The following is a 16,319-nucleotide window of genomic DNA, read 5'->3' as shown; positions in this document are numbered from 1 at the left end:
CGGGTGCGCCACCGCGCCCCGTCCGGCCCGTGGACGACCTCGTCGTCCCGGCCCCCGGGCGAGAATTCCCTCCGATCGGCACGCAAAGGAGCACCGATGACATCGAGCGAGGCACGCACCGAACCGGGCAAGGCCCGGCGGTCCACCTCCGACCTGACCCGGGCGGCCGTCTCCGGCTGGCTCGGGACCGCACTGGAGTTCCTGGACTTCCAGCTCTACTCCCTGGCGGCGGCCCTGGTGTTCACGCCGCTGTTCTTCCCCGACACCGCCCCCGGCATCGGGATCATCCTGGCGATGGCGACCTACGGCGTCGGCTACGGCGCCCGCCTGCTCGGCGCCTTCGTCTTCGGGCGGATCGGCGACCGGGTCGGCCGCAAGGGGGTGCTGTTCTTCACCATCGCCCTGATGGGCGTCGCCACCACGCTGATCGGCGCGCTGCCCACCTATGCGCAGGTCGGCGTCCTCGCCCCGATCCTCCTGGTCACGCTGCGGCTGATCCAGGGTTTCGGTGCCGGTGCCGAGATCGCCGGCGCGACCACCATGCTGGCCGAGTACGCACCGCGGACCCGGCGCGGCCTGATCGGCTCGCTGGTGGCGCTCGGCACGAACTCGGCGACCCTGGTCGCCACCGGTCTGTGGGCGCTGCTGGTGGCGCTGCTCAGCGAGGACCAGCTGCTGAGCTGGGGCTGGCGCATCCCGTTCCTCGCCTCGTTCCTGGTGCTGTTCCTGGCGCTGTGGATCCGGTCCCACCTCAAGGAGTCCCCGGTCTTCGAGGACCGGCCGGACGTGGTCGACGGCAAGGCCCTGACCGCCGACGAGCTCAAGGCCCGTGCCGCACAGAACGACGACGCCGCGCAGGCGCTGCTCGGTCAGCGCAAGGGGCGCGCGTTCTTCGTCGCCCTGATGCTCCGCTTCGGCCAGGCCGGGAACTCGGGGCTCATCCAGACCTTCCTGGTCGCCTACCTGGTGACCGAGCTCGGCCGGTCCAAGACCGTCCCGACCAACGCGATCCTGATCTCCTCGGCGGTCGGCTTCCTGACCGTCCCGCTGGTCGGCTGGCTCTCCGACAGGTACGGGCGCCGTCCGCTGTACCTGGCGTTCCTGGCGGCGTCCGCGCTGCTGGCCATCCCGGGCATGGCCCTGATCGGCGCGCCGGCCTCGGTCGGGATCATCCTGGGCATCATCGTGCTGCACAACGTCAGCGTGCTGGCCCTGTTCTCCCTGGAGTCGGTCACGATGGCGGAGCTGTTCGGCGCGCGCACCCGGTTCACCCAGCTCGCGGTCGCCAAGGAGGTGGGCGGCATCCTGTCCACCGCGATCGGGCCGATCATCGCGGCCTCGCTCACCGCGCTGTTCCACTCCTGGTGGCCGCTGGCGATCATGCTGGTGGTCTACTCGGGCATCGGCCTGGTCGGCGCCTTCCTGATGCCCGAGGTCCGCGGTCGCGACCTGACCCGGCTGGAGGACGCGCTGTGAGGGCCGTCGTCGTCCACGGTGCCGACGACCTCCGGGTCGACGAGCTGCCCGACCCCACCGCCGGCCCCGGCGAGGTGCTGGTCGCGATGGAGTGGGGCGGGATCTGCGGCTCCGACCTCGCCTACTGGCGGCACGGCCGCTCCGGCACCGCGGTGCTGCGGCAGCCGATGGTGCTCGGTCACGAGGTGGCGGGCCGGATCACCGCGCTCGGCGCAGGGGTCACGGGACTGGAGATCGGCACGGCGGTCACCTTCCAGCCCGCCCAGCTGGTCGGCGACGGCCGGATGCCGGAGCGGCTGGCGGGACGCACCAACCTCTACCCCCGGGTCCGGTACTTCGGTTCCGCCGCCTTCGACCCGCACACCGACGGCGGGTTCAGCGAACTGCGCGCGGTGCCGGCCGGCCAGGTGCGGGTTCTGCCGGACGGTGTCGACACCCGCCGCGCCGCACTCGCCGAGCCGCTGGCCGTGGCGATCCACGCGGTGGGCCGGGTGCCCGACCTCCAGGGCCGCGCCGTGCTGGTGAACGGCGCCGGGCCGATCGGCTCCCTGGTGGTCGCCGCCGCCCGGCGGGCCGGAGCGTCCGAGGTGATCGCCGCCGACGTCTCCCCCGCGGCCCTGGCCGTGGCACGCGCGATGGGCGCCGACCGCACGGTCGACCTCCGGACCGAGGCGCTGCCGGAGGACGTCACGGTGGTGGTCGAGGCATCCGGCGTCCCGGCCGCGCTGGGCGCCGTGCTGCACGCCACCGCGAAGGGCGGCACGGTGGTCCAGGTCGGCAACCTGCCCGGCACCGAGATCACCGCCGTGCTGGGCGACCTCATCACCCGCGAGCTGACCTGGATCGGCTCCTACCGGTTCGCGGAGGAGGTGGACGAGGCACTCACCGCGCTGGCCGACGGCCTGGACGTCGACCCGCTGATGACCCACGTCTTCGACCTGGCGGACGCCGAGACCGCGATGCGCACCGCGGCCGACCGGTCCACCGGCAGCAGCAAGGTGATGCTCCGGCTGTCCGGCACCGCCTGACCCCGGAGCACGACGACGGCCCGGCTCCCCCGAGGGGCGCCGGGCCGTCGTCGTCCGCGCTCAGCCCAGCGTCGCGGTGTCGATGACGAACCGGTACCGCACGTCCGAGCGCAGCACGCGCTCGTAGGCGTCATTGATCCCGGCCGCGTCGATCAGCTCGATCTCGGTCGCGATGCCGTGCTCGGCGCAGAAGTCGAGCATCTCCTGGGTCTCCGCGATCGACCCGATGCTGGACCCGGCGAAGGTCCGCCGGTTGCCGAACAGCGTGAACACCTGGATCGGCAGCGGCTCCGGCGGGGCGCCCACGTTCACCATGGTCCCGTCCAGTCGCAGCAGCCGCAGGTAGGCGCCCAGGTCGAGCGGCGCGCTCACAGTGTTCACGATCAGGTCGAAGGTGTTCGCCAGCGCCTCGAAGGTCGCCGGGTCACTGGTCGCGTAGTAGCCGGACGCCCCGAACCGGCGGCCGTCGGCCTCCTTGGACAGCGACTGGGACAGCACGGTGACCTCGGCGCCCATCGCGACCGCGAGCTTGACCGCCAGGTGCCCGAGGCCGCCCATCCCGACCACTGCGACCCGCTTGCCCGGCCCGGCGTTCCAGTGCGCCAGCGGCGAGTACGTGGTGATCCCGGCGCACAGCAGCGGCGCGGCCGCCTCGTAGGGGATCGCCTCCGGCACCCGGAGCACGAAGTCCTGGTCGACGACCACGTGGGTGGAGTACCCGCCCTGGGTCACGGTGCCGTCCCGGTCGACCGAGGCGTAGGTCTGCGTGTTGCCGCGCAGGCAGTAGTTCTCCATCCCGGCCCGGCAGTTCTCGCACTCGCGGCAGGAGTTGACCATGCAGCCGACGCCGACCCGGTCGCCGACCGCGTGCCGGGAGACCTCGGCGCCGACCTCGACCACCTCGCCGACGATCTCGTGGCCGACCACCTGCGGGTACGCGATCGGGCCCCAGTCGCCGCGGACGGTGTGGATGTCGGAGTGGCAGATCCCGGCGTAGCGGATGGCGATCAGCACGTCGGTCGGTCCGACGTCGCGGCGCTGGATCGTGGTGGGGACCAGCGGGTCGGTCGGGGACGTCGCGGCATAGGCGTTGACGGTGAGCACAGGGCCTCCAGAGAAGTGGGTTGCACGGTCACGGTAAGCAGATCGACCCCGGGGAGGGAGGGTGTGGCGGAACCCCCCAGCCGACGCCCTAGTGCCGCGGCCGGTCCCGCCGCGACTCCCGCAACCGGCGGCCGCGACGCACGTCCTCCTCGCGCTTGGCCTGCTTCTTGTCACTGGCCCGGGTGTCCCGGGGCGGGAGCTGGATCGTGCGCTCGGCCTCGATCCCGCCCTGCAGCTCGCGCCCGCGCTCGACCTCCGCGTCCAGCTCCGCGCCGAACAGCAGAGCGAGATTCGTGATCCACAGCCACAGCAGCAGGATGATCACGCCCGCCAGCGACCCGTAGGTGCTGCCGTACGACCCGAAGTTCGCGACGTAGAGCCCGAAGCCGACCGAGGCCACGATCCACACCACCACGGCGAGCAGGGCGCCGACGCTCATCCAGCGGAACTTCGGCTGCCGCACGTTCGGGGTGAAGTAGTAGAGGATCGCGACGGCCAGCACCACCAGCGCCAGCACCACCGGCCACTTGGCGATGTCCCAGACCGTCACCGCGACCGCGCTGAGCCCGATCGCCTCACCCACCTGCTCGGCGATGTCCCCCGACAGCACCACGGCGACCACGATCACCACCGCGAACAGCACCAGCACCAGGGTCACCACCAGGAGCACCGGGCGCAGCTTCCAGATCGGCCGTCCCTCGTCGATCTCGTACACCCGGTTGATCCCGCGGCTGAACGCGGTCACGTAACCGGAGGCGGACCACAGCGCGACCACCAGCGAGACGACGAAGGTCAGCCCGGCGCCGGGCGAGTTGGAGATGTTGTCCAGGATCGGCTTCAGGGTGTCCTGCGCGGTGTCCTGCCCCACGATCCCGGCCGCCGTCGACACCAGGTCCTCGACCAGCTGCTGCCCGTCCCCCACCAGTCCGAGGATCGACACCACCGCCAGCAGGCCCGGCGCGATCGCCAGCACCGCGTAGTACGTCAGCGCGGCGGCGAGGTCCGTGCACTGGTCGTGGCCGAACTCCCGCACCGTGGTGCGCAGCACGTAGCCCCAGGAGCGCTTGGTCAGGTCGCCGGGGGAATCCGGCTTGCGCGGGTCATCCGGTTCCGGGGCGTCGGCCCGGGCGGTGCTGGTCTCGTCGTCGTCGGTCACAGGGACTCCTCTGCCGTGCGGAGTGGGCTGCCGCCAGGGTCGCCCGGACCCGACGGCAGCGCCACACGAGCCCGCGTCATGCCGGCAGCACCACGACCTTCCCCGGGATCCGTCCCGCCGCGGCCTCCGCGTGCAGCGCCGGCAGCTCGTCCAGCGTGATCCGCCGGGTCACCTCGACCCGCAGCGCGCCCTGGTCCACCAGCGACACCAGCTCCGCCAGCCGCTCCCGGTTCGGCAGCACGAACACCGTCGCCGCCCGCACTCCCCGCTCGGCGTCGTCCGGCGTCGTCATCCAGGCCGTGGTGCTGACCACCGCTCCGCCGTCCCGCACCAGCGTCACCAGCCCGGCGAACTCCGCGGGGTCGATCGGCGCGAGGTTGAGCAGCACGTCGACCTGCTCGTCGACCGCGTCCAGCACCTCGGTCGTGGTGCGGTCGATGATCCGGTCGGCACCGGCCGCCCGGACCGCATCCGCGCTCCGCGGGCTCGCGGTCGCGATCACCTGCGCCCCGGCACGCTTGGCCAGGGCGATCGCGTACTTCCCGACCACCCCGCCCGCGCCGACGATCAGCACCCGCTGACCGGACCGCAGCCCGCCGTCGTCCACCAGCGCCTGCCACGCGGTCAGCGCCACCGACGGCAGCGCGGCCGCGTCGGCCAGCGGGATCGTCGTGGGGGCCGGGACGACCGCGTCCGCCGGGGCGATCACGTACTCCGCGGCGCCGCCGTCCGCCTCCATCGGCAGGAACCCGATCACCGCGGTCCCGACCGGCAGCCCCTCGACGCCGTCGCCCACCGCGTCGACCACCCCCGACACGTCGTAGCCCGGCACGTGCGGGAGCTGGACCGGGATCGGCAGGAAGCCGGCCCGCATCCCGTCGTCCGCCGCGCTGAACGCCGACGCGGCCACCCGCAGCCGCACCTGCCCGGCATCCGGCTCGGGCCGCTCGACCTCGACGATCTCCAGCACCTCGGGACCGCCGAACTTCTGGAACCTGACTGCTCGCATCGTTCTGCTCCTCACTAGTTGCTTCGGATTCGAAGCGAATACCGAGAAGCTAGCACCGCTACGAATTCGAAGCAAGGGGGTAGTCTGAGGACATGGACGAGGCACACCCGCGGCTCACATCGACCCAGCTCGAGGCGTACTTCGCCCTCACCGAGGTCAGCAGCCTGCTGCGCCACGCGGTCGAGAAGCAGCTCCGCGACGTCGGCGGGCTCAGCTACGTGCAGTTCCAGCTGCTCGCCCGGCTCGGCGACGCCCCCGGCGGGCAGCAGCGGATGACCGACCTGGCGGACGGCGTGGTCTACAGCCGCAGCGGGCTGACCTATCAGGCGCAGGTGCTCGAGGACCGCGGACTGGTCACCCGGGCACCCTCACCGGAGGACGAGCGCAGCGTCGTGGTCAGCCTCACCGACGCGGGGCGTGACGTGCTGGCGGCGGTGTTCCCGGGACACGTCGCGGCCGTGCGGGAGCTGTTGTTCGCGGGGCTGTCGGACGGGGACGTCGACCAGCTGGCCCGGGTGCTGGGTCTTGCGCGGGACCATCTGCGGGAGGCGCCGCCGCGGTCGGCGCGGGCGCGGCGGCGGGGTGGTGCGCGGAACTCCTGAGAGCCGTCCCGCCGGGGCCGCTCAGCCCACCGCGCTCCGGCAGCCGAGCAGAGGGTTGACTCCCCCCGCCGAGTCGATCGCGTAGACGCACACCTGATGACGACCGGCGGACACCGTCGCGGTCCCGGAGTACCCGTGCGCGGCACCCTTGCCGTACACCCGATCCACATCCGGCCGCGACCCGCTCGCGGTCAGGGCGGTCACGGCCTTTCCGTCCACGTAGACGTGCACCGCGATCGGGTCCCGGGTGTCCGGGTCCAGCGCCCAGCCGGACACGGTGAGCCTCGTCCCCGACACCGACGCCGCGTCGACGCTCCCGATCGGCAACGCATTCGTCACCACCACTCTCCGGCACCCCAGCGACGGGTTCGGCCCGCCGGCCGAGTCGATCGCGTACACGCACACCGTGTGATCGCCGACCGCCAGCGTCGACGACCAGCTGTACCCGTGGGCGGCACCCTTGCCGTACACCCGATCCACATCCGGCCGCGACCCGCTCGCGCTCAGGGCGGTCACGGCCTTGCCGTCCACGTAGACGTGCACCTGGATCGACGCGGTCGTGTCCGGGTCCAACGCCCACCCCGACACCGACAGCCTCGTCCCCGACACCGACACACCATCAACAGCCCCGATCGGCAACGCATTCGTCACGGACACCGTCCGGCAACCCAACGAGGGGTTCGGGCCGCCCGCGGAATCGATCCCGTAGACGCACACGGTGTGCGAGCCGTAGGCCACCGTCGACGACCAGCTGTACCCGTGCGCGGCGCCCTTGCCGTACGCCCGGTCCACATCCGGCCGCGACCCGTTCGCCGTCACCGCGCTCGCGAGTTTGCCGTCGACATACACATGCACCTGGATCGACGCGGTCGTGTCCGGGTCCAGCGCCCAGCCCGTCACGGTCAGCTTCGTCCCTGTCGCCGACAGCGAATCGATGCTCCCGATCGGCAACGCGTTCGGCGGCACGACGGTGTAGGAGATCGTCACCGCGTTCGAGGTCGAGTACCCCGAGCGCGCGGTCAGGGTGTAGCGCACCGTCCCCGTCCTGGTCCCCACCGGGAACGACCAGGTCCCGGCCGACGTCACGGCGACCTCGAACGACTCACCGGCGGACGATCGCACCACCAGCGCGGTCCCCGCCGGGGCGGTACCGGTCACCAGTGACCCCGACGCCACGGTGGCGTTCGCGGCCGGACTCGTCACCACCGGCTCCGGCACGTTCACCGCCACGGTGTACCCACCGGTGCGGGCCAGTGCGGTCTGCAGGTCCGCCGCCCACATGATCGGTTGCCCACCGGAGGTGGTGCCGCCCGACACCAGGCCGACCGCTGTGCCGCCCTGCAGCACCGCACCGCCGGAGTCGCCCTGGATGGCCCGGGCATTGGTCTGGAACCCATACACCAGATGACCGTCCACATTGGCCCACCCGAACGAGGCGACAATGCCCTCGGTCAGCCCGGTCGTCCGGCCCGACTTGACCACCTGAGCTCCGACCAGGGCCGTGCCCACCCCGTTCACCGGGCGACTCGACGCCGAGAGATCCGACGGCGTGCGCCAGTTCGTCACGACCGGCGGCAGCACCAGGTCGGTGTTCGTGACGTCGATGACCGACACGTCCGTCGAATACCGGTCCGTGGTGCCGTAGCTGTTGCCCACCCCGCCGAACTGCGAGAACCCGAAGGTCCCCAGCGGCGCCTGCACCTGCGCGTTGCTGCCACCGCCCGCCGTGTCACCGGCCGGAACCGTCAGCATCGTCTGGCTCAGCGACCCACCGTCGGTGCAGTGCCCCGCCGAGATGACCGCGGGGCGCCCCGCGGGCGAGAACCCGTTGAACCCGACCGAGCACAGGAACCCCGTCCCGTCACCGGCCAGCGCCACATACCCCGCGCCGCCGACCAGGTTCGTCGACGCCAGCGCATCGAACGGGGCGTCCAGCACTCGGACCTCGACGTTGTCGTGCTCCGCGACGAACTCCTCCGCCGGTTCCGCCAGCTCCTCGACCGGCCCGGTGACCGCGAGCACCACAGTGCCCGTGTCGTCCGCCGTCACGGCCTGGACGCCGTCGAGCTCGAGCAGTTCGACGGCCTGGGCGTCGAACGCACTGCCCGACGCCGGTGCGAGCGACCCGTCGTCGTCCGCGTAGGCAGCGGGTCCGCCCAGACCGCCCAGCAAGGCGAGGACCATCGACGTCGCGGTCGCGGCCGCCACCCGGCGCCTGGAACTGACGGGGAAGTTCGCGTACGCGCGGAGGACAGCAGACAGCACTTCAGGGCACCACCCGGGATCGGGAGCCGACAGGTCGAGGTTGCGGCAGCGGCTATGACGCGAACTGATGCGCATCATGCCATCACGGCGGCGGTCCCCGGCGGGGGCGACACGGGCCGATCACCCGGCGCCACGAACGCAGACAACCCCCGCCCGGAGGCCCGGACGGGGGTTGCTGTACTGGTCCTGCTCTGTGCGCCTGGAGGGACTCGAACCCCCAACCTTCTGATCCGTAGTCAGATGCTCTATCCATTGAGCTACAGGCGCGCCACCCCGGAGGGCCGCGGATGAGACTACAGGTTCAGGCCCTCCAACCCAAACTCGATGTCACGTCGCGCGGGTCACAACGACTACCTGCCCACCCGGCACCAGACCCGCCGACCGCCGGTCGGCGGCCACTCGATGCCCCACTCGCCGCCCAGTCGTGCGGCGAGCTCGGTGCGGTGGCTGACCTGCCGCATCCGACTCGGATCACGGACCCCGACCAGCGCGCCCTCCGCGCGCAGGTCGAGCTCCAGCAGCAGACGCTCGTCGGTGTGGGTACAGGTGACGGCCTCGCGGATCAGCTCGGTCGCCACCAGTCGGATCCGGGGTCGCTGCTGTGCCGGGACGCCCTCCAACGCCAGACAACGGTCGACCCACTGGCGTCCGGACGCGGCGGCACGAGGGCCGGCGGCGATCTCGATCGCACGGCGCGGGTGGCGGACGGTGGCCCGCTCGGTGGCGGGCAGCAGCGGGACGACGACGGCAGCAGCGGACATCAGATCGGTCCGATCAGGCGGCAGCCTGGCGGTCACGCCAGAGCGTGCGGGCCACGACGACGACCAGTCCGGTCACCGCGACGGCGGTCACGAGCTTCACCATGTTGCGCTCCGATTCCTCCGGTGACGCCCGGGTGGCGTCGACGGGATCGAGTCTTCCGGGATCGGGGAGCGGACGGATCAGCCTGGAGGATCGTTCTGGGGTCGTCCTTCAGGAGTACGTGACGGGCGACCGGCTGCACCGGACGGCGGATACGCCTCACCCCGCCGCACCAGAGCGGTCCCGGGAAGCGCCGAGGTCAAGCGGCCTCCACCGGCCGTCCACGGCGGGCGAACGCCCACCAGGCCAGGACGACGGCCGTGACGTGCACGGCGGGTGAGTCGGCCCCGCGGACGGCCCAGCGCACCGGGGAGCTCTGGTCGTCGGCGAAGGGATCGAGCTGCCCGGACGGGCCGGTGGCCAGCAGCACCACGACCAGGACCGTGCCCGCGACGACGGCGGGCTGCAGCACCCGGCGATCGGCGAGCGCCACCACGGCGCCGGCCACCAGCGCGATCAGCAGGTAGGCCAGCCACGGGACCGCCGGGTCCTGGACGTGGGAGGGCGCGTTGCCCAGGTCGAGGGCCAGGCCGCCCCGGCTCATCGAGGCGCGGATGGTGAGGTAGCCGATCAGCACCAGGAACAGCGCGGCGACGACGACGGACAGCACGGTGCGCAGGATCGTGTGGATGATTCCCCCTGAATCGGTCGTCCACCCCACCTGCCAGCCGCCCGTGCGGCAGTCAACGACCGTACGGGCTGACCGCCCCCGCCCGTGCCGCGGTGTCCAGCACCCGGTGCGCGCCGGAGCCTTCCGGCACCACCAGCTCGACCTCCGCCGCCCCAGCCCGCAGGCCCGCGACCACCACCCCGGCGAACCGCGGGTGCGCGTCCACCCGGATCGCGTCGATCGCCTCGAAGGGCACGATCAGCCGCCCCGAGGAGTGCACCGGCTGCCGCCCGCCGATCAGCCAGGTGTGCCGGCCGATCACCTCCAGCACGCCCTCGTCCTCGGCCAGCACGGCGGCATGCAGGGTGAGGGGCGACAGACCGCCGCGGACCCGGCGACGGGAGTGTCCGACCCAGGGCCGGAACGCGGTGCGGTGCCGGGCCAGGTCCCGGACGTCGCCGAGCAGCCCCTGGTCCTCCCGCCCGAGGTCGAGGCTCCGCGGGTCCGCCCCTGCCCGTCCGGCGGCGACGAGTGCCGCACCCGCTCTGCTGGGTCCCGCACCGGCCACCCCGGCCGGCAGGGCGTCGATCAGGCGCTCCACCCGCTCCCGGCCGGAGCCGTTGTACCGGAGGGTCACGGCGACGGCGTCCCGGGTGGTGACGGTCAGGCTGCCGTCCAGCAGGTTCACGGCGTCCCGGACCGACGCGATCCGGTCCAGCGGCAGCTCCCGGGCGGTGAATCCCGCCGGCTCCTCACGGGACAGCACCAGGAGCCGGCGGTCGTCCAGCACCAGCAGGTGGTCGTAGAGATCCATGTCGGGGGTGGCGTCCCGGCGCGGGATGTCCCGCGGGACCTTGAGCACCAGGCGGGCGGCACCCGGGTCGAGCGGATAGGCGCGGAACAACCGGGGCACGTCCTCGGCGGACGTGACCCGGTCGATCCAGGGACCGAAGCGGTCGAACTCGGACGTCGTCGTCACGGCGCCAGGGTACGGCCCGGTCAGTGCGGGTCGCGGGCGTTCAGCGTCGCCACCACCTGGTCGTACTCGCCCCGCACCTCGGCGTACCGCAGGAACTTGACCCGCTCGACCTGGATCTCCCGCGCGTCCGGGTCCGCCTCGATCAGGGCCATCACCTCGGCGATGAACTCGTCCAGCGGCTGGGCGTTCGGGTCGTCCTGGTGACCGGGCATCAGGTCGGTCGCGACCGACGGCGGCTCCAGCTCCAGCACCCGCACCGAGGTGTCGGCCAGCTGCAGCCGGATCGACTCGCTGAGCATGTGGATCGCGGCCTTGGTGGCGTTGTAGGTCGGCGTGACGCGCAGCGGGGTGAACGCCAGACCGGAGGACACCGTGACGATGGTGGCGTCCGGGCGGGTCAGCAGGTGCTCGATGAACGCCCCGATCAGCCGGATCGGGCCGAGCACGTTGGTGGTGACGGTCTGCTCGGCGGTGTCGAGGAAGCCGGACGGACGGGTCCAGTCCTCGGCCCGCATGATCCCGGCCATCGGGATCAGCACGTTGAGGTCGGGGTGCTCGGCGATCACCCGGGCAGCGGCCTGCTCGATGGACGCCGGGTCGGCGGTGTCGACCGCGACCGCGTGCACACCGGGGTGCTCGGCCACGATCCGGTCCAGCAGCTCGGTGCGGCGACCGCCGACGATGACGGTGTTGCCCCGTTCGTGCAGGGCGACGGCGAACGCGAGGCCGATGCCGCTGGTCGCGCCGGGGATGAAGATGGTGTTTCCGGTGATCTGCATGCCCACCACCCTGCGCCTCGATCGCGGGGCCCACCAGAGAGCGGTTGTCGGGGGATCGGCGATCCCTGGCTGAGCGCGCGGTCGACTGCCGATACTGCGGGGGTGGACCGCGACGCACTGGCCGATTTCCTGCTCCGGCACCGGGAGACGCTCCGCCCCGGCGACGTGGGGCTGAGCCCGGGTGCCCGCCGCCGCACGCCCGGGCTGCGCCGCGAGGAGGTCGCCCAGCTCGCGGTGATGTCCACCGACTACTACACCCGGCTGGAGCAACGCCGCGGCCCACAGCCGAGCACGGTCATGCTGGCCTCGATCGCTCGCGCGCTGCGGCTGACCGCGGAGGAGCGCGACTACCTGTTCCGGGTCGCCGGGCACAGCGCCCCGGACCGGGCGATCAGCACCGATTACGTGGCCCCGGCGCTGCTGCGAGTGTTGGACCGGCTGGCGGACACCCCGGCGTTCATCGTCGACGGGCTGGGGCGGCACCTGGTGCAGAACGGCCCGGCCCGGGCGCTGTTCGGCGACGTGGACCACCTGACCGGATGGGAGCAGAGCGCCACCTATCGCTGGTTCGTGCATCCGGAACAGGAGCGCTGGCGCTACCCGGCCGACGACCAGGACCGGCAGGGCCGTGCGCTGGTCGCCTCGCTGCGGGCCGCGCACGGTGCCGACGGCGCGCACTCCCCCGCCGGTGAGCTGGTCCGCGAGCTGTCGATCCGCAGCGAGGAGTTCGCCGGACTGTGGGCGGAGCACGAGGTGGGTCGCCGGTTCGAGGACCACAAGGTGCTGAACCACGCCGAGCTCGGGGCGATCGAGGTCGACTGCCAGGCGTTGTTCACCGAGGACGGGTCGCAGGCCCTGGTGGTGCTGACCGCGCCGCCGCGCAGTGCGGCGGAGGGGAAGCTGCAGCTGCTCGCGGTGCTGGGCACGCAGGAGCTGGCGGACCGCTGACCATGCCCTGACACGGAATCACCCCGCCCCAGGATCCCGGGACGGGGTGTTCAGAGCGGAGACGGTGGGATTTGAACCCACGGAAGGGTTGCCCCTTCACGACCTTAGCAGGGTCGCGCACTAGACCTGGCTATGCGACGTCTCCAAGACGGCCCAGCGTACCTGGCACCCCCGCCCACCGGCAAAGTGCTGCCGATCAGCGCTCGAACGCCCACTCCCGGTCGCTGATCATCCGGGCCACCGCGAGCCCGATGCACAGCGAGATCACCACCAGCCCGGCCTGCACGCCGTAGGCCAGCGCCTGAGTGGTGTCGCCGTTCGACAGCTGGAAGATCGCCCGGTAGGCCGCGGCGCCGGGGACCATGATCACCACGGCGGGCACCGACACCGTGATCCGGGGGATGCCCATCCGGGGCGCCACGATCGCGGCCAGCACACCGACCAGCAGGGCGGCGACGGCGGCCGCCGCCTGGGCCGGCATGTCCGCGTCGACCAGCAGCAGGCGCACCGTGTTGGCGATCATCCCGACCCCGGCGGCGGCCACCGCCATCCGCCCGGGGCTGTTGAACATCAGCGCGAAGCCGAGCACGCCGAGGAAGCTCGCCGCCAGCCGGAGCACGGTCAGCAGCACCGGGTCGAAGGCGGGCGGCACGGCGGGGTCCGGCGACAGCCCGGCCACCATGGACACGCCCCACACCGCGAGCGCCGCCGAGGTCAGCACCACCAGGGCGTAGGACAGGCGGGCCACCCCGGCGGAGAAGTCGAGCTTGGCCAGGTCCAGTCCGCCGGTGACCAGGGGGAAGCCGGGGATCAGGAACAGCACCGCGGAGATGTACCCGGTCGCGTGCCGGGCCTCGGTCGCGCCGAGCTCGTGCACCACGGAGACCACCCCGAGGTAGGCCAGGCAGGCGAGGGCCGCGGCGACCATCGTGATGCCGAACTGGTTCAGCCCGCGGTGCAGCAGCAGGCGCCGGGTCAGCTGTCCCAGCCAGGCGCCGACGAACACCGCCCCCATCTCCACCGGCCCGCCGTTGTTCAGGAAGGCGAACGCGGCGCAGGCGATCGCGGCCCACAGCGCGTTGACCGCCGGGCGGTAGAGCAGCGGCTTGCCCTCGATCCGGTCCAGCTCGGCGGAGACCTCGTCCACGGTGACCCGGCGGCCGGACTGCGCCAGCGATCCGGCCAGTCGCTCCAGCTCGGACAGCCGGTCCGCGTTGATGCCGACGCTGCGCACCTCGGTGACCTCGGTCCGGAACGAGTGGCCCCGGTGCGAGGTGGTGGTGATCTCGGTCAGGGTGACGTGCGCGTGGTGCCGGTCGATGCCGAGCGCACGCGCCACCCGGGCCATCGACGACTTCACCCGGTAGGACCCGGTCCCGGCGGACAGGCTGAGTCGTCCGACGCGCAGGGCGACGCCGGACTGACGGATCAGCTCGAACTCGTCATCGGTGGGCTGGGTCGGCACCGCACCATGATGGCGGACCCGATCCGGGACCTGCCCGAATTGAACGTTTGATCCGATTTCCTGGGCAGTTCACTGCCCGGTCACAGCAACCCGATGGGGTGAGCGCGAGCGGGTGAACCGCCCGCCCCCTTCGACCGGGAAGAAGCCATGACTCGACGTACGCCCTGGTTCGTCACGACCGGGATCAGCACGCTCGCCATCGCCATGACCTCCGCCGCCCCGTCCTTCGCGGACGAGACCCCCGCCGACGGCCCGAAGAACGTCATCGTCCTGATCGGCGACGGCATGGGCTACAACCACATGGACGCCGCCAGCCTCTACCAGTACGGCAGCACCTACGCCCAGGTCGCGGTCGATCCGGCGTCCGGCACGATCCGCCACCTGCCGAGCACCGCCTCGCAGGTGTTCCAGGACTTCCCGGTGCAGGTCGGCATGTCGACCTACTCCGCCTCCGGCCGCGCGGGCTACGACCCCCAGGCCGCCTGGGGCGACTTCGAGTGGATCGCCACCGGCGCCACCGACTCCGCCGCCGCCTCCACGGCGATGGCCACCGGCGTGAAGACCGACAACGGTGTGCTGGGGATCGACCCCGCGGGCACCAGCGTGAAGAACGTCGCCGAGCGCGCCGCCGAGCTCGGCAAGTCCACCGGCGTGGTCACCTCGGTACAGTTCTCGCACGCCACCCCGGCCGGCTTCGGCGCGCACAACGCCAGCCGCAACGACCTGCACGGGATCTCGGACGAGATGATCTCCGGCCCGCTGGACGTCATCATCGGCGCCGGTCACCCGCTGTACGACGACGACCACCAGCCGCTGGCCACCCCGCGCTACGACTACCTGTCGGAGGGGTCGTTCCAGAAGCTGCAGGACGGGCAGACCCCGTTCGCCCTGGTCGAGGACACCGCCGACTTCCAGGCGCTGGCCGCCGGCGAGGACGTCCCGGAGCAGGTCTTCGGCCTGGTCCAGGTCGGCTCCACCCTGCAGCAGGCCCGCTCCGGCGACGTCGAGGGCGCGCTGCCGTTCGAGGTCGCTCCGAACGACGTGCCGGACCTCACCACCCTGACCCAGGGCGCGCTGAACGTGCTGGAGCAGAACGACGAGGGCCTGTTCCTCATGGTCGAGGGCGGCGCGATCGACTGGACCGGTCACGCCAACCAGACCACCCGGAACGTCGAGGAGACCGTCGACTTCAACCGGGCGGTCGAGTCCGTCGTCGACTGGGTCGAGACCGAGTCCTCCTGGGACGAGACGCTCGTGATCGTCACCGCCGACCACGAGACCGGCTACCTGGACGGGTCCGAGTCCGACCCGACCTGGACCCCGATCACCGGCGCCCAGGGCCAGCTGCCCACCGAAGGCTGGTTCTCCGGCAACCACACCAACCAGCTGGTCCCGCTGTTCGCGAAGGGCGCCGGCGCCGAGGCCTACACCGCCGCGGCCACCGGCACCGACCCGGTGCGCGGGTCCTACCTGGACAACACCGACATCGCCAACGTGCTGTTCGACGCCTGGGGTCGCGAGGACGCCCCGGAGGCCGGTGAGATCCCGCTGACCGCCACCGTCCCGCAGGCCGGCGAGGTCGAGGGCTCGCTCACCCTGTCGGTCGCGGACTTCGGCGAGGGCGTGGCCCTGGGCGGTGGCGCGAACCTGGGCGACCGGCTGCGGTTCACCGGCACCCTGCCGACCGTCTCGGTCACCGACTCCCGGTCCAACGCCCAGGCCGGTACGGGCGGCTGGACCGTCTCCGGTCAGGCCGCGGACCTGTCGACCGGGTCGCAGATCCTGCGCGCCCGTCACCTGGGCTGGACCCCGGGCCTGCTCACCACCAAGCCGGGTGTCACCCCGGGCTCCGCGGTGCAGGCCGCGCTCGGTGGCGGCGAGGGCCTCGGCTCCCCCGCCACCCTGGCGACCGCGACCTCCGACGGTCGCCTCGGCACCACCGACCTGACCGCCGACCTCTCCCTGGAGGTCCCGGTCGACACCCGCGCCGGCGAGTACGCCGGCCACCTGACGGTGTCGCTCTTCCCGGTCGACTGA

14 protein-coding genes and 2 tRNA genes are annotated in these 16,319 nt (G+C 72.3%); 5 read left to right on the top strand and 11 right to left on the bottom strand.

Annotation, left to right across the window (positions count from 1 at the left end):
- The first annotated feature begins 96 nt into the window (after positions 1-96).
- Entirely contained in the window at positions 97-1,476 is a 1,380-nt protein-coding gene (locus tag OGL89_RS09115; RefSeq protein ID WP_263119679.1) for an MFS transporter, read from the top strand.
- Positions 1,473-2,504 carry an L-idonate 5-dehydrogenase gene (locus tag OGL89_RS09110; protein WP_263119678.1) on the top strand — a complete coding sequence of 344 codons (1,032 nt, stop codon included), beginning with the start codon at positions 1,473-1,475 and terminating at the stop codon, positions 2,502-2,504. The genes OGL89_RS09115 and OGL89_RS09110 overlap by 4 nt, the downstream gene beginning before the upstream one ends.
- A 60-nt stretch (positions 2,505-2,564) precedes the next feature.
- Here OGL89_RS09110 and OGL89_RS09105 read toward each other — a convergent pair whose 3' ends face one another.
- The 3 genes from OGL89_RS09105 to OGL89_RS09095 all read right to left on the bottom strand — a co-directional run bounded on the left by OGL89_RS09105 (position 2,565) and on the right by OGL89_RS09095 (position 5,773).
- The gene (locus OGL89_RS09105) at positions 2,565-3,608 is read right to left on the bottom strand and encodes an NAD(P)-dependent alcohol dehydrogenase (protein WP_263119677.1); all 1,044 of its coding nucleotides are present in this window, start codon (positions 3,606-3,608) and stop codon (positions 2,565-2,567) included.
- Between the two features lie 88 nt (positions 3,609-3,696).
- The gene (locus OGL89_RS09100; RefSeq protein ID WP_263119676.1) at positions 3,697-4,764 is read right to left on the bottom strand and encodes a YihY/virulence factor BrkB family protein; all 1,068 of its coding nucleotides are present in this window, start codon (positions 4,762-4,764) and stop codon (positions 3,697-3,699) included.
- Positions 4,765-4,840: 76 nt separating this feature from the next.
- Entirely contained in the window at positions 4,841-5,773 is a 933-nt protein-coding gene (locus OGL89_RS09095; protein WP_263119675.1) for an NADP-dependent oxidoreductase, read from the bottom strand.
- Between the two features lie 92 nt (positions 5,774-5,865).
- Between OGL89_RS09095 and OGL89_RS09090 the strand changes: the two genes are divergently transcribed.
- Positions 5,866-6,375 carry a MarR family transcriptional regulator gene (locus OGL89_RS09090; protein ID WP_263119674.1) on the top strand — a complete coding sequence of 170 codons (510 nt, stop codon included), beginning with the start codon at positions 5,866-5,868 and terminating at the stop codon, positions 6,373-6,375.
- Between the two features lie 21 nt (positions 6,376-6,396).
- Here the strand turns inward: OGL89_RS09090 and OGL89_RS09085 are convergent, their stop codons facing one another.
- The 6 genes from OGL89_RS09085 to OGL89_RS09060 all read right to left on the bottom strand — a co-directional run bounded on the left by OGL89_RS09085 (position 6,397) and on the right by OGL89_RS09060 (position 11,869).
- Positions 6,397-8,559 (bottom strand): hypothetical protein, encoded by a 2,163-nt coding sequence (locus OGL89_RS09085; protein WP_263119673.1) that lies wholly within the window; start codon positions 8,557-8,559, stop codon positions 6,397-6,399.
- 275 nt (positions 8,560-8,834) lie between these two features.
- A tRNA-Arg gene (locus OGL89_RS09080) sits at positions 8,835-8,907 on the bottom strand.
- An 83-nt stretch (positions 8,908-8,990) separates the two neighbouring features.
- Positions 8,991-9,401: a hypothetical protein gene (locus OGL89_RS09075; RefSeq protein WP_263119672.1), complete on the bottom strand. Its 411-nt coding sequence runs from the start codon at positions 9,399-9,401 to the stop codon at positions 8,991-8,993.
- 299 nt (positions 9,402-9,700) lie between these two features.
- Positions 9,701-10,111: a hypothetical protein gene (locus OGL89_RS09070; RefSeq protein ID WP_263119671.1), complete on the bottom strand. Its 411-nt coding sequence runs from the start codon at positions 10,109-10,111 to the stop codon at positions 9,701-9,703.
- Positions 10,112-10,184: 73 nt separating this feature from the next.
- Entirely contained in the window at positions 10,185-11,090 is a 906-nt protein-coding gene (locus OGL89_RS09065) for a hypothetical protein (RefSeq protein WP_263119670.1), read from the bottom strand.
- Between the two features lie 20 nt (positions 11,091-11,110).
- Entirely contained in the window at positions 11,111-11,869 is a 759-nt protein-coding gene (locus OGL89_RS09060) for an SDR family oxidoreductase (RefSeq protein WP_263119669.1), read from the bottom strand.
- Positions 11,870-11,971: 102 nt separating this feature from the next.
- Between OGL89_RS09060 and OGL89_RS09055 the strand changes: the two genes are divergently transcribed.
- Positions 11,972-12,817 carry a helix-turn-helix transcriptional regulator gene (locus OGL89_RS09055; RefSeq protein WP_263119668.1) on the top strand — a complete coding sequence of 282 codons (846 nt, stop codon included), beginning with the start codon at positions 11,972-11,974 and terminating at the stop codon, positions 12,815-12,817.
- 56 nt (positions 12,818-12,873) lie between these two features.
- Here the strand turns inward: OGL89_RS09055 and OGL89_RS09050 are convergent.
- Positions 12,874-12,962 (bottom strand) — tRNA-Ser (locus OGL89_RS09050).
- Between the two features lie 51 nt (positions 12,963-13,013).
- Complete coding sequence (locus tag OGL89_RS09045; protein ID WP_263119667.1) at positions 13,014-14,282, bottom strand: threonine/serine exporter family protein; 1,269 nt, start codon at positions 14,280-14,282, stop codon at positions 13,014-13,016.
- 147 nt (positions 14,283-14,429) lie between these two features.
- Between OGL89_RS09045 and OGL89_RS09040 the strand changes: the two genes are divergently transcribed.
- Positions 14,430-16,319 (top strand): alkaline phosphatase, encoded by a 1,890-nt coding sequence (locus OGL89_RS09040; RefSeq protein WP_263119666.1) that lies wholly within the window; start codon positions 14,430-14,432, stop codon positions 16,317-16,319.

The sequence above is a fragment of the Cellulomonas sp. RIT-PI-Y genome (genome assembly GCF_025642745.1).
GTDB lineage: Bacteria > Actinomycetota > Actinomycetes > Actinomycetales > Cellulomonadaceae > Cellulomonas.
This window is presented reverse-complemented; position numbering and strand designations above follow the sequence as displayed.